We start from the raw sequence: 13,472 nt of genomic DNA on the forward strand, positions 1-13,472 counted from the left end.
TCGTGGTGACGTCGTCCGGTGCCGACCGTGACCGGGACGCGCACGGCCGCGCCGAAAATGCCCGGCCCCGCGACGGTCTGGGCCGGCCGCTGCCGCACGGCAGCCCCGGCGTCGAACGCGTCGAGGCGCGCGATCGCACCCCTGACGAGGCGCTGGCCGAGGCGCAGGAGTACCTCGACCACGAGATGCCCTTCCACGCCCACGAGGTCCTCGAGGAGCAGTGGAAGTCCGCCCCCGACCCTGAGCGGGCCCTGTGGCAGGGGCTGGCCCAGCTTGCCGTCGGGCTGACCCACCAGCGACGCGGCAACACCCGCGGCGCGGCGAGCGTCGCCTCGCGCGGGGCCGATGCCATCGAGCGCTACGTGGCGATCGCGCCCCACGGGATCGACGTCGCCGGGCTGGTCGCCTGGGCGCGGGCGATGACGGGCGACCCGTCGGCCGAGGTGCCGGTGCCCTCCCTTCGCTCCTGAGGCACGGGTGACCGCGGGCGGCGACCAGGTTCGTCGCGGCCCGCTCACCCTGAGAAGATGACCGGGTGATGGGTATCGACACGCTGACCGAGTACATCGTCGTCGCCGTCGGGCTGCTGGTCCTCCTCGGCGGGCTCGCCGTCGGGCTCCTGCGCGGCGGCCGCGGCACGACCAAGGAGCTGCCGCCGCAGCAGCGACCGCCGGAGCGGCCCAAGGGCACGACCGACCACCGCAGCGGCACGATCGTCCTCGACCGGCCGAGCGAGCACGCCCAGCCCCAGGCTCCGCCGGCCGAGGCGAAGGGGGGGGACCAGCCCCCGGCCGATGAGACCCCTGTGGCGAAGCCTGCCGCGGAGAAGCCGGTCACCGAGACGCCGGACGAGAGCGCACCGGCCGAGGACTTCACCCCCGTGGAGTCCGACGCCGACGTCGATCGGGCGCGCACCGTCCCGCCCGTCACCCCGCAGGACGAGACCGCCGAGACGCCGGCCCCGGCCGAGCCGGAGACCACCGAGCCGGAGACCACCGAGCCGGAGGTCACCGAGCCGACCCCCGCCGAGCCCGAGGCCCCCGCCGAGCCCGAGCCGGAGCTCGACACCCCCGCACCCACCCGCGACCGGATGCGTGCGCTGCGCAGCCGCCTGGCCCGCTCCAACGGCGCCATCGGCAAGGGTCTGCTCGCGCTGCTGTCGCAGGGCAAGCTCTCCGAGGAGGACTGGGAGGAGGTCGAGGACACCCTGCTCGTCGCCGACCTGGGCATGGAGCCGACGACCGAGCTCGTCGACTCGCTGCGCAACCACGTCTCTGTCGACGGCACGACCGACCCCGAGGTGGCCAAGGACTGGCTCTACGCCGACCTCCTCCAGCTCGTCGACCCGACGATGGACCGCGGCCTGGCGGCCTCGCGCGTCGACGGTCGCCCCGCGTGCATCCTCGTCGTGGGCGTCAACGGCACCGGCAAGACGACGACCGTCGGCAAGCTGGCGCGCGTCCTCGTCGCCAACGACCGCGACGTCGTGCTGGGGGCGGCCGACACCTTCCGCGCGGCGGCCGCCGACCAGCTGGAGACCTGGGGTGCCCGCGTCGGCGTGCCCACGATCCGCAGCGACCGCGAGGGCGCGGACCCGGCGGCCGTCGCCTTCGACGCGGTCAAGGCCGCGGCCGAGATGGAGTCCGACGCGGTGATCATCGACACCGCCGGCCGGCTGCACAACAAGGTTGGCCTCATGGACGAGCTGTCCAAGGTCAAGCGGGTCATCGAGAAGCAGACCCCCATCGACGAGGTCCTGCTCGTCCTCGACGCGACGACGGGGCAGAACGGCCTGGCCCAGGCCAAGGTCTTCGCCGAGGCGGTCGACGTCACCGGCGTCGTACTCACCAAGCTCGACGGCACCGCCAAGGGCGGCATCGTCGTGGCCGTGCAGCGCACTCTCGGCGTCCCGGTCAAGCTCGTCGGCCTCGGTGAGGGACCCGACGACCTGGCGCCCTTCGTGCCGGAGGCCTTCGTCGACGCGATCGTCGGCTGACCCGCTCGCGCCACCGCGGCGCAGGCAGGGACGGCGAAGGGGGCGCCGGTCGCGACCGGCGCCCCCTTCGATCTGCCCACCGGGCCCTGACGGCACCCGGCGGCACGGATCAGGTGCGCTGGTTGAAGGTCAGGTAGTAGCGCAGCTGGGTCGAGGTGTTGACCGCCCAGGCGACCTTGACGTTGACCGTCGAGGTGCGGCTGGAGTCGCCCGGGACGGGCGCGGTGCACGTGGCGGTGCGGCCCTCGATGAGGACGATCCCGCCGATGCAGTTGATGTCGGACTTGGTGTGGCCGTACTGGCTCATGCCGCGCGCGATCTGGCCCTCGAGCTCGTCGGCGCTCAGCTGGTGCCTGCTGCTCGTGTTGGGCGTGCCGGAGGGGGCCGGCGGGACCGACTGCGTCGTCGAGGAGGGCGGCGTGTACGTCGACGAGGGCGTCGTCGGCTCGGTCGTCGTCGTGGGCTCGGTCGTCGTCGTGGGCTCGGTGGTCGGGTCCTCGGTGGTGGGGTCCTCGGTGGGGTCCTCGGTCGACGACGCGCTCGTCGTCTCCTCGTCACTGTCGTTGAGGGCGACCAGGCCGATGCCGCCGGCGCAGACGAGGGCGAGCACGAGGCCGATGGCGCCGACGACCCAGGCCCACACGGGGACGCCGCCCTTGGCCGGGGGAGTGCCGCCGGGGCCGCCGGGCTGACCGCCGTAGGGGTTGGTCGCCTGCTGACCGTAGGGCTGCTGGCCGTAACCGGGCTGCTGGCCGTAGGGCTGCTGCTGCCCGTAGGGCTGCTGGTGCGGACCGGGCTGTCCCGGAGGGGTGGGGGGCTGCGTCATGACTCTCCCTGCTCGCGATGCGCCGGGAGGCTGCATGCTGGCGTTCCCCCCGGAAATACCTGTCTGTGTCCTGCAACCCAACGGTATCCAACACCTGCCAGTGCGTGCAGACCGGGCAGGCGCAGCAGCAGCGCCACCGGCCTGACCCACCACCGGGAGGCGGCGAGGAGGTCGGCCACCGCGTCGTGCCCAGAGCTGGTCCGCCCGTCGGCGGCCACCCACTGCAGGGCCTCGTCGCACTGCTCCTGCGTCAGGCCGAGCGAAGGGAGGTCCAGCCGCTGGCTCGGGGCGACGTCGTAGTCGTCGGGGGAGCGGCGCAGGCGACGCTGCACGAGGTCGGCGCACGTGGTGCACATGCCGCAGTCGCCGTCGAAGACGAGGATCGGTCGCATGGACCGATCGTCCCACCCAGTGGGACGCACCCGCTCGCGACACAGAGGATTAACACGTACGGGTGAGGGGAAACACCACCGAAACATCTCGCGCGCCGTGGTGAAACTGCGGCGCACGAGTCTTCCACCTATGAGTCCAACCATTGCGCCCCTTGCGGCGACACCACCAGAGATTGACACGTCAGCGACGGCCTTCATGATCATCTGCGCAGCCCTCGTGCTCCTGATGACTCCGGGCCTGGCCCTCTTCTACGGCGGCATGACCCGTGCCAAGTCCGTGCTCAACATGATGATGATGAGCTTCGGTGCCATGGGGGTGGCCGGTGTCGTCTACGTCCTGTGGGGCTACTCGATGTCCTTCGGCGGGTCCGACATCGGCGGTGTCCTCGCCAACCCCTTCGACAAGTTCGGCCTGCGCGGCGTCGCCAGCACGGTCGAGGGCGTCACCGGGACCGTCGGGGCCGACGGCATGCCGGTCATCGACGTCTTCGGTGCCGACGTCTTCATCCCCGAGGTCCTCTTCGCCGGCTTCCAGCTGACCTTCGCGATCATCACGGTCGCGCTCATCAGCGGGGCCATCGCCGACCGGGCGAAGTTCTCCACCTGGTTGGTCTTCGTCGCCATCTGGCTGACGGCCGTCTACTTCCCGATCGCCCACATGGTGTGGGGCGGCGGCCTGCTCTCCGGCGCCGAGCGGAGCGTCGCGTCGTGGATGTTCGGCAGCTCGGACGGTGCAGCCGACGTCGCGCCCATCGACTTCGCCGGCGGCACCGTCGTGCACATCAATGCCGGTATCGCCGGCCTCGTCCTGGCGCTCGTCGTCGGCAAGCGCCTGGGCTTCGGCAAGACCGCGATGCGGCCGCACAACGTCCCGCTCGTGATGATCGGTGCCGGTCTGCTGTGGTTCGGCTGGTTCGGCTTCAACGCCGGCTCCGAGCTGGCCGCGGACGGTGTCGCCAGCCTCGTCTGGGTCAACACCACCGCTGCGACCGCGGCCGCGATCCTTGGCTGGCTGCTCGTGGAGAAGCTGCGTGACGGCCACGCGACCTCGGTCGGCGCAGCCTCCGGTGTCGTCGCCGGTCTTGTCGCCATCACCCCGGCCTGCGGCGCCCTATCGCCGGTCGGCTCGCTGGTCCTCGGTGCCGTCGCCGGTGCCCTGGCCGCCCTCGCCGTCGGCCTGAAGTTCCGCTTCGGCTACGACGACTCGCTCGACGTCGTCGGCGTGCACCTCGTCGCCGGCCTCTGGGGCACCGTCGGTGCCGGCCTCCTCGCCACGGACGGCGGGCTCCTCTACGGAGACGGCTTCGACCAGACGCTCCTGCAGATCGTCGTCGCGCTCATCAGCCTGGTGATCTCCGCGGTCCTCACCTATGTCATCGCCATCGCCCTCAAGGCGACGATGGGCTGGCGGATCACCGAGGAGGACGAGGTGTCCGGCATCGACGCCGCCGAGCACGCCGAGTCCGGCTACGACCTGGGTGGAGTCGGCGCCAGCCGTGCCCGCTCCGTCCTCAGCAGCACCCTCCCCACCACCGCCGCGACGGACACCGAAAGCGAGGTCCGGGCATGAAGCTCGTCACCGCCATCATCAAGCCGCACCAGATCGACGACGTCAAGGAGGCCCTCGAGTCCTTCGGCATCACCGGCATGACCGTGAGCGAGGCGAGCGGCTACGGCCGCCAGCGCGGCCACAGCGAGGTCTACCGCGGGGCCGAGTACACCGTCGACTTCGTCCCGAAGATCCGCCTCGAGGTCCTCGTCGAGGACATCGACGCCGAGTCCGTCGTCGGCGTCGTCGTCTCGGCGGCCCGCACCGGTCGGATCGGTGACGGCAAGGTCTGGGTCACCCCCATCGACGACGTCGTGCGCGTGCGCACCGGGGAGAAGGGAGTCGAGGCGATCTGAGCCTCGGACACCATGACCCGCACCGGAAGCGACATGCGATCCGCGCGGCTCGATCTCGCCGGCACCCGGGAGTTCACGCTCCCGGGTGCCGGCGAGGCCCGCCGCGCCGCGATCAGCGAGGCGACCCGCAGCTGGCTGACCGATCTCCACCTCGACGCCGTGGGGGAGCGCCCCGGCATCGCGCTCGCTGCGGTGGGCTCCCTGGGGCGTGGCTGGTCCGGCCCGCTCAGCGACCTCGACCTCGTCCTCGTCCACGACGGCCGCAGCATCCGCGCCGACGACCTCACGGCCATGGCCGACCGGCTCTGGTACCCGATCTGGGACTCCGGGCTCGCGCTCGACCACTCGGTCCGCTCCGCGGCCGAGTGCCGCAGCGTCGCCCGGGAGGACCTTTCAGCGGCGGTCGGCCTGCTCGACCTCTCCCTCGTCGCCGGCGACGAGGAGCTCGTCGCGGGGGTCCGCTCCACCGTCTCCCACGACTGGCGCTCGGGTGCCCGCACCCGGCTGCCGCAGTTCGTCGAGTCCGTGCGCGCCCGCCACCACCGGCACGGCGACCTCAGCCAGCAGATCGAGCCGGACCTCAAGGAGGCCCTCGGCGGCCTGCGGGACGTCACCGTGCTCGACGCCCTCACCCGGGCCTGGCTCACCGACCGACCGCACGGTGCCGTCGGACCGGCCCTGACCCGGCTGCTCGACGTGCGTGACGCCCTGCACGTCGTGAGCGGGCGCGGCCGCGACCGGCTGCTGCGCGAGGAGCACGACGCCGTCGCCGCACTGCTCGGCCACGCCGACGCCGACGAGCTGCTCACGAGCGTCTCGAGCAGCGCCCGCACCATCGCCTGGGCCCTCGAGTCGACGATGCGCCGTGCCGGTCAGAGCCAGCGTGCCCGCGTCCTGCGGGTCGGCCCGCGCCGCCCGTCGATGACCCCGCTCGGGCACGGACTCTTCGCGCACGACGGCGAGGCCGTCCTCGGTACAACCCGGCTCGTCGGCGTCGACCCGACCCTCCCCCTTCGCGCCGGTGTCGTCGCCGCACGCCACCGCCTGCCGCTCGCGCCGCAGACCCTGACCAACCTCGCCGACTGCCCGGACCTGCCGACACCGTGGGACCGTCAGTCCCGCGACCTGCTCACCGACCTGCTCGCCGCCGGACCCGGGCTCGAGGCCGTCTGGGAGGGGCTCGACCAGGTCGGCGTCGTCGAGCGCTGGCTGCCGGAGTGGGCCGCTGTGCGGTGCCGCCCGCAGCACAACCCCGTGCACCGGCACACCGTCGACCGGCACCTGCTCGAGACCGTCGCGCAAGCCACGGCGCTCGCCCGCGATGTCGCCCGCCCGGACCTGCTGCTGCTCGCCGCGCTCCTCCACGACATCGGCAAGATCGCCGGGGCCCGTGACCACTCCCGCACCGGTGCCGACATCGCCGACACCGTCCTGCGGCGCTGGGGACTGGCCGACGCCGACCGCGAGCTCGTCGTGCTCCTCGTGCGCGAGCACCTGACGCTCATCGAGATGGCCACGCGCCGTGACCTCTCCGACCCGGCGACGTCGGCCGCCGTGTGCGACCTCGTGGGCCAGGACCCGCAGGCCTTCGAGCTGCTGCGGGCGCTCACCGTCGCCGACGCCCGGGCCGCCGGCCCCACCGCGTGGACCGACTGGCGCGCCAGCCTGCTCGACACGTTGACCGGGCAGGTTCGCGACCGGCTCACCGGGGTGGCGCCGCCGGTGCCGCCGCTCGCCCCTGACCCGCAGGTCGACGAGGAGGCCCTCGGCGACGTCGTCGCCGGCCGGCCGCACGTGCGCGTCGACCCGGGGCCGGGTGGCTGGACGCTGACGATCCACGGCCGCGACCGCACGGGGCTCTTCGCCGACACCGCCGGCCTGCTCGCGGCCCACGGCATGACCGTGCGCCGCGCCCGGCTGGCGACGGTCGACGGCATCGCCGTCGACGAGTGGTTCGTCGAGTCGCCAGGGGGAGACCCTCCGGAGCCGCTGCGGATCACGGCCGGGCTGACCCGGCTCGAGGCCGGTGACCGCGCGGCACTCGGCTCGCTCGCGCGCCGTCGCCGCGGCCCGGAGCGTCCGGGGACGGCCGGCGGCACGCGGGCCTTCGTGCTGCCCAGCGCCGGGAGCGGGGCGACGGTCATCGAGGTGCGCTCGCAGGACCGCCCCGGGCTGCTGCACGACCTCGGTCTGGTCCTCGCCGCCGAGGGGATCAGCGTGCGCTCCGCGCACATCTCAACCCACGCGGGGCAGACCCTGGACACCTTCTACGTCACCGACCGGGACGGTCGGGAGCTCGGTCCGGCGGCCGTGGCGCGGGCCGTGTCGGCCGTCATCGACGGGTGTGACGGGGAGGTGGACGAAGGGAGCGCCGCGGGCAGATAACCTTGGCCGGGTGTTCACCAGCCTGTCCGACCGCCTGACCGCGACCTTCAAGAACCTCCGCGGCAAGGGGCGCCTGTCCGAGTCCGACGTCAACAAGACCGTCCGTGACATCCGCATGGCGCTCATCGACGCCGATGTGGCGCTGCCCGTCGTCAAGGAGTTCACCGCCGCCGTCCGCGAGCGGGCCACCGGCGCGGAGGTGAGCCAGGCGCTCAACCCCGCCCAGCAGGTCATCAAGATCGTCAACGACGAGCTCGTGACGATCCTCGGTGGCAACACCCGCACGATCCAGTTCGCCAAGCGGCCGCCGACGGTCATCATGCTCGCGGGCCTCCAGGGCTCCGGCAAGACGACCTTCGCCGGCAAGCTGGGCGCCTGGCTCAAGGAGCAGGGGCACACCCCGCTGCTCGTCGCGGCCGACCTGCAGCGCCCCAATGCCGTCACCCAGCTCGAGGTGACCGGTCAGCGCGCCGGGGTCCCGGTCTTCGCGCCCGAGCGCGGCAACACCGGCGGCCACGACGCGGTCCTCGAGTCGGGGGAGGGCACCCGCTCCTTCGGTGACCCGGTCGGCGTGAGCCGCGCCGGCATCGCGCACGCGCAGGCCCAGCAGCACGACGTCGTCATCGTCGACACCGCCGGCCGCCTCGCCGTCGACGCCGAGCTGATGCAGCAGGCCGCCGACATCCGCGCCGCGATCGAGCCTGACGAGGTCCTCTTCGTCATCGACTCGATGATCGGCCAGGCCGCGGTCGAGACCGCGCGTGCCTTCGCCGAGGGCGTCGACTTCACCGGTGTCGTCCTGTCGAAGCTCGACGGTGACGCCCGAGGTGGTGCCGCGCTGTCCGTCGCGGGCACGACGGGGCGGCCGATCATGTTCGCCTCCACCGGCGAGCAGACCAAGGACATCGAGGTCTTCCACCCCGACCGCATGGCCGGTCGGATCCTCGACATGGGTGACGTCCTCACGCTCATCGAGCAGGCCGAGCGCGCCTTCGAGCGTGGCGAGGCCGAGGAGATGCAGCGCAAGTTCCTCGCCGAGGAGGACTTCACCTTCGACGACTTCCTCCAGCAGATGTCCGCGATCAAGCGGATGGGCTCGCTGAAGTCGATGCTCAAGATGATGCCGGGCATGGGCCAGATGTCGGCCCAGCTCGACGCCCTCGACGAGCGGGAGTTCGACCGGGTCGAGGCGATGGTCCGCTCGATGACCCCCTTCGAGCGCACCCACCCCAAGCAGATCAACGGCTCGCGCCGCTCGCGCATCGCCAAGGGCTCAGGCGTCACGGTCTCCGAGGTCAACCAGCTGCTCGAGCGCTTCACCGAGGCGCAGAAGATGATGAAGCAGATGGCCCGCGGTGGCGGCATGCCGGGCATGCCCGGCGTCCCCGGCATGGGCGGCGGGGGCCGCAAGAAGCAGACCAAGCAGCCGCAGAAGAAGGGCAAGTCCGGCAATCCCGCCAAGCGCGCCCAGCAGGAGCGCGAGGCAGCCGAGCGGGCTGCTGGCCGCGGGCCTGCCGGGTCCTCCTTCGGTGGCGGCGGCGGTGCACAGGGCGGACCGGGCGGCCTCCCGGCCGACCTCGACCCGAGCCAGCTGCCGAAGGGTTTCGACAAGTTCCTGGGCGGGGGCAGCTGAGCCCGGCATGAGCACGCCGATGCTGCACGCCGTGACCTCGGGGGAGTCCGGTCCCCGGGTCGCCTTCTGCCACGGCCTCTTCGGGCAGGGCCGCAACTGGACCCAGATCGCCAAGGGCCTGGTGGACATCTGCCGCCCGACGCTGCTCGACATGCCTGACCACGGGCGCTCGCCGTGGACCGAGCGCTTCGACTACGCCGGGGCGGCCGACCTCGTCGCCGACTCCCTTCGTGCGATCGACGACACCGAGCCGTGGATCGTCGTCGGGCACTCCATGGGCGGCAAGATCGCCATGCTCGTGGCCCTGCGCCACCCCGAGCTCGTCGACCGGCTGTGCGTCGTCGACATCTCTCCGGCCGCGACGACGAGCTTCAGCGAGTTCGAGACGTACATCGCCGCGATGCAGGCGATGGACCTCGGCAGCATCACCACCCGTGAGCAGGCCGACGCGGCGATGCGCGAGGCCGCACCCGATCCGGGGGTGCGGGCCTTCCTCCTGCAGAACCTGCGCCGGGAGGGCGACGGCTGGCGCTGGCAGCCCAACCTCGAGGTGATCGGCCGCGACATCGCCACCATCGGCGGCTGGCCCACCGACGAGGTGGCGGGTCTCGCCCCCTTCGACAAGACGGTGCTGTGGCTCGCCGGCGAGCGATCGCTCTACGTCACCGACGACGACCTCGCCGAGATGCGACGGCTCTTCCCCCGGGTGCGGCTCGTGACCGTCAAGGGTGTCGGGCACTGGGTGCACTCCGAGGCGCCCGAGGTGACGCTCCAGGCGCTGCGGGCGCTCATCACCTCGTCGCGCTGACGCCGGAGTGTGATGGAGTAGAGGGGTCCGGCGGACCAGCCGGGCACCCCGACCGAGAGGACCCGATCATGTCCCGCATCGTCGTCATCGGTGGCCACGGCAAGGTGGCTCTGCTGCTCACCCCGATCCTCGCCGAACTCGGGCACTCGGTGACCTCCGTCATCCGCAACTCCGATCACGCCGCCGACGTCGAGGCGGCAGGGGCGACCCCGCACGTCGCCGATGTCGAGATGCTCGACACCGACGGCATCGCCGAGGTCCTCGCGGGCCACGACGCGGTCGTGTGGTCCGCCGGCGCCGGCGGGGGAGACCCCGAGCGCACCCGGGCCGTGGACCAGGACGCGGCGATCCGCTCGATGGAGGCCGCGCGACAGGCCGGCGTGCGGCGCTACGTCATGCTGAGCTACTGCGGCGCCGGGCCCGACCACGGCGTCGACCCGAGCAACCCCTTCCACGCATATGCCGAGGCCAAGGCCGCGGCCGACGAGCACCTGCGCGGCACCGACCTCGACTGGACCGTCCTCGGGCCGAGCAGCCTGACCCTTGACCCGCCGACCGGCAAGATCCAGGTCGGCCGGGAGGGGAGCGGCCAGGTCTCGCGAGCCAATGTCGCCCGGGTCATCGCGGCGACCCTCGAGGCCAACGGCACCGTGCGGCGCACCATCGAGTTCCACGACGGGGAGACCCCGATCGACGAGGCGATCTCGGGCTAGCCTCGGGTCATGGCTGAAGTGCTGCACGTCAAGGGCGAGGTGCTGGTCTCCGAGCAGGAGAGCGTGCCCGAGCTGTGGATCATCGACGGCAAGGTCTCCTTCACGCCGCCGACCAGCGGTGACGTCGAGACGGTGACCGGCTACGTCCTGCCGGGCTTCGTCGACGCGCACTGCCACGTCGGTCTCGACGCCCACGGGGCGGCCGACGAGGCGACGAGCGAGCAGCAGGCGCTCACCGACCGAAACGCCGGGACGCTGCTCATCCGTGACGCCGGCTCCCCGGCCGACACCCGCTGGATCGACGAGCGCGACGACCTGCCCAAGATCATCCGCGCCGGCCGGCACATCGCCCGGACCAAGCGCTACATCCGCAACTACGCGCACGAGGTCGAGCCCGAGCAGCTCGTCTCGCGTGTGCGGGCCGAGGCCCGTGCCGGCGACGGCTGGGTCAAGCTCGTCGGCGACTGGATCGACCGCGGAGTCGGCGACCTGGCTCCCTGCTGGCCCCGCGAGGTGCTCGTCGAGGCGATCGCCGCCGCCCACGAGGAGGGGGCGCGGGTGACCGCCCACTGCTTCGGCGAGGAGTCGCTCGCCGACTTCGCCGCCGCGGGCACCGACTGCATCGAGCACGCCACGGGGCTGGTGCCGGAGACGATCTCGACCTTCGCCGAGCAGGGCATCGCGATCGTGCCGACCCTGGTCAACATCGAGACCTTCCCGCAGATCGCGGCCCCCGCCGCGGAGAAGTTCCCCGACTACCACCGGCACATGCTGCAGCTGCACGAACGGCGCTTCGAGACGATCGCCGCGGCACACGACGCCGGCATCGACGTCTTCGTCGGCACCGACGCCGGGGGCTCGCTGCCGCACGGCCTCGTCGCGCAGGAGATGGAGCTGCTCACCCGCGCGGGCTTCTCCACCCGCGAGGCCCTGGCGGCCGGCACGTGGCGCTCCCGTGAGTGGCTGGGCCAGCCCGCCATCGTCGAGGGCGAGGACGCCGACCTCGTCGTCCTCGCCGACGACCCCCGCGAGGACGTGCGCGCCTGCGGCACACCGGCACACGTCATCCTGCGGGGCGCTCGCGTGGGCGGTCGCTGACGACCTTCGACCCGTGGGGTCGGCGGGCGGGGGTCAGGCCGGCTCGCCGACGAGCTCGCGCTCGGTCTCGCCGTCGGTGGCTGCCGCGTCGGCGGCGACCTCCGCGCGGTGCGCGCGGATGCTCCAGGCCACGGCACCGATCCACAGGGCGAGGATCAGGACGTAGGCGGTCACGGTGGGGGTGCCGGTGATGCCAACGCTCTCGAGGATCGTCTTGGAGTTGGTGAGGACGATGATCCCGCCGACGGCGGACCCGAGGACGCGCGGGGGGATGGTGCGCACGAGCCACGCGGCGATCGGAGCGGCGATGACGCCACCGAGCAGCAGCATGGCCACCCACGAGAAGTTGATCCCCTGGGAGCCGAGCGCGGCGAGGAAGCCGATGCTCGCGGAGAGGGAGATGAGGAACTCGCTGGTGTCGATGGAGCCGATGACCTTGCGCGGCTCCAGGCGGCCGCTGGCGAGGATCGCCGGGGTGCCGACGGGACCCCAGCCACCGCCACCGGTCGCGTCCACGAAGCCACCGAAGAGCCCCAGGGGAGCGAGGAAGCGCTTGCGCAGCGGGGTGCCGAGGCGATCCTTGCGCAGCCCCTTGAAGGTGAAGCGCAGCAGGACGTAGAGACCCAGGGCCAGCAGGATGCCGGACATGATCGGCTGGGCCGTCGACGTGTCGAGGCTGGCGAGGAAGGTCGCGCCGGCGAAGGCGCCCACCGCGCCGGGGACGCCGATCTTGAGCACGACCGGCCAGTCGACGTTGCCGAAGCGCCAGTGCGAGGCGCCCGAGACGAGCGTCGTGCCGATCTCGGCGAGGTGGACCGTGGCGGAGGCAGCGACGGGGTTGGTGCCGATGGCCAGGAGCAGGGTGGTCGTCGTGACGCCGTAGGCCATGCCGAGCGATCCGTCGACGAGCTGGGCGAGGAGGCCGACGACGGCCAGGAGGACGAGCTTGCGCATACGGAGGACTCTTTCCGTGAGGAGTGTGCGACGGCCCGGGAAGTCAGGACATCTCCCATGGGACTAGAGGGAGTTTTACCTACGGCTCGCTTATGGGTCAAGTAACGGTCAGTTATGTCTCAGGGTGTGGTCCGGGCGTCGGTGGGCGAGCGGCGATACTGGGGGCATGGACATCTCGGCCCGATCGGACTACGCCGTCCGCGCGATGCTCACCCTGGCCGCCTCGGGCGAAGGGGGGACACCCGTCTCCGTCGTCCGGCTGGCTGCGGAGCAGGAGCTGCCGCGCAAGTTCCTCGAGGCGATCCTCGCCGACCTGCGCCGCTCGGGGCTCGTCTCCAGCCGCATGGGCGCCAACGGCGGCTACCTCCTCGCCCGGGCCTCCGCCGACATCACCGTCGGTGATGTCATCCGCGCCGTCGACGGCCCGCTCGCCGAGGTTCGCGGGGAGCGGCCGCAGGCGACGAGCTACGAGGGGGCGGCGACCCACCTGCGCACCGTCTGGGTGGCCGTGCGCTCGAGCGTGCGCTCCGTCCTCGACGGCACGAGCCTCGCCGACGTGCTGAGCGGTGACTTCCCCGACGCGGTCACCGAGGCGGTGGCGGCCCCCGGGGCCTGGGAGAACCGCTGACCGGTTTTTGCCGGGGGTGGCTCCTCGTGGAAGAATCCCCCTTCGTACCCGTCCGCGCCGGGGATCCCTCCTGCGTGCGCCGGATGCCTACACCCCGAGCTCGATACCCCGTGCGATCCGCGCACGGTCTCGCC

13 protein-coding genes are annotated in these 13,472 nt (G+C 72.4%); 10 read left to right on the forward strand and 3 right to left on the reverse strand.

The window, feature by feature from the left end:
* Positions 1-2: 2 nt before the first annotated feature.
* Positions 3-470 carry a DUF309 domain-containing protein gene (locus tag B9B60_RS01055; RefSeq protein WP_084449461.1) on the forward strand — a complete coding sequence of 156 codons (468 nt, stop codon included), beginning with the start codon at positions 3-5 and terminating at the stop codon, positions 468-470.
* Positions 471-538: 68 nt separating this feature from the next.
* Positions 539-1,996, forward strand: a complete 1,458-nt coding sequence (gene ftsY / locus B9B60_RS01060; RefSeq protein WP_084449462.1) for a signal recognition particle-docking protein FtsY — start codon at positions 539-541, stop codon at positions 1,994-1,996.
* A 109-nt stretch (positions 1,997-2,105) separates the two neighbouring features.
* On the opposite strand, the gene B9B60_RS17270 is transcribed toward ftsY, so the two are convergent.
* Together B9B60_RS17270 and B9B60_RS01070 are read right to left on the reverse strand one after the other, a co-directional pair.
* Complete coding sequence (locus tag B9B60_RS17270; protein ID WP_084449463.1) at positions 2,106-2,822, reverse strand: DUF4333 domain-containing protein; 717 nt, start codon at positions 2,820-2,822, stop codon at positions 2,106-2,108.
* Positions 2,819-3,214, reverse strand: coding sequence for a thiol-disulfide oxidoreductase DCC family protein (locus B9B60_RS01070; protein WP_072624121.1), 396 nt, complete (start codon positions 3,212-3,214; stop codon positions 2,819-2,821). The genes B9B60_RS17270 and B9B60_RS01070 overlap by 4 nt, the downstream gene beginning before the upstream one ends.
* 130 nt (positions 3,215-3,344) lie before the next feature.
* On the opposite strand from B9B60_RS01070, the gene B9B60_RS01075 reads away from it, so the two are divergent.
* From B9B60_RS01075 to B9B60_RS01105, 7 genes are all read left to right on the forward strand, one after another.
* Positions 3,345-4,784, forward strand: a complete 1,440-nt coding sequence (locus B9B60_RS01075) for an ammonium transporter (RefSeq protein ID WP_084449464.1) — start codon at positions 3,345-3,347, stop codon at positions 4,782-4,784.
* The gene (locus B9B60_RS01080; RefSeq protein ID WP_007927419.1) at positions 4,781-5,119 is read left to right on the forward strand and encodes a P-II family nitrogen regulator; all 339 of its coding nucleotides are present in this window, start codon (positions 4,781-4,783) and stop codon (positions 5,117-5,119) included. The genes B9B60_RS01075 and B9B60_RS01080 overlap by 4 nt, the downstream gene beginning before the upstream one ends.
* A 12-nt stretch (positions 5,120-5,131) precedes the next feature.
* Positions 5,132-7,504 carry a [protein-PII] uridylyltransferase gene (locus B9B60_RS01085; protein ID WP_084449465.1) on the forward strand — a complete coding sequence of 791 codons (2,373 nt, stop codon included), beginning with the start codon at positions 5,132-5,134 and terminating at the stop codon, positions 7,502-7,504.
* 10 nt (positions 7,505-7,514) lie between these two features.
* Positions 7,515-9,137, forward strand: a complete 1,623-nt coding sequence (gene ffh / locus B9B60_RS01090) for a signal recognition particle protein (protein WP_084449466.1) — start codon at positions 7,515-7,517, stop codon at positions 9,135-9,137.
* Positions 9,138-9,144: 7 nt separating this feature from the next.
* Positions 9,145-9,945 carry an alpha/beta fold hydrolase gene (locus B9B60_RS01095; protein ID WP_084449467.1) on the forward strand — a complete coding sequence of 267 codons (801 nt, stop codon included), beginning with the start codon at positions 9,145-9,147 and terminating at the stop codon, positions 9,943-9,945.
* A 68-nt stretch (positions 9,946-10,013) separates the two neighbouring features.
* Entirely contained in the window at positions 10,014-10,658 is a 645-nt protein-coding gene (locus B9B60_RS01100) for an SDR family oxidoreductase (protein WP_084449468.1), read from the forward strand.
* A gap of 9 nt (positions 10,659-10,667) precedes the next feature.
* Positions 10,668-11,756 (forward strand): amidohydrolase family protein, encoded by a 1,089-nt coding sequence (locus tag B9B60_RS01105; protein WP_084449469.1) that lies wholly within the window; start codon positions 10,668-10,670, stop codon positions 11,754-11,756.
* A gap of 33 nt (positions 11,757-11,789) precedes the next feature.
* Here the strand turns inward: B9B60_RS01105 and B9B60_RS01110 are convergent, their stop codons facing one another.
* Positions 11,790-12,710, reverse strand: a complete 921-nt coding sequence (locus B9B60_RS01110; protein ID WP_084449470.1) for a sulfite exporter TauE/SafE family protein — start codon at positions 12,708-12,710, stop codon at positions 11,790-11,792.
* A gap of 166 nt (positions 12,711-12,876) precedes the next feature.
* Here B9B60_RS01110 and B9B60_RS01115 point away from each other — a divergent pair, with 166 nt between their 5' ends.
* The gene (locus B9B60_RS01115) at positions 12,877-13,338 is read left to right on the forward strand and encodes an RrF2 family transcriptional regulator (RefSeq protein ID WP_084449471.1); all 462 of its coding nucleotides are present in this window, start codon (positions 12,877-12,879) and stop codon (positions 13,336-13,338) included.
* The last annotated feature ends 134 nt before the right edge of the window (positions 13,339-13,472 follow it).

The organism is Janibacter indicus (assembly GCF_900176385.1).
GTDB lineage: Bacteria > Actinomycetota > Actinomycetes > Actinomycetales > Dermatophilaceae > Janibacter > Janibacter indicus.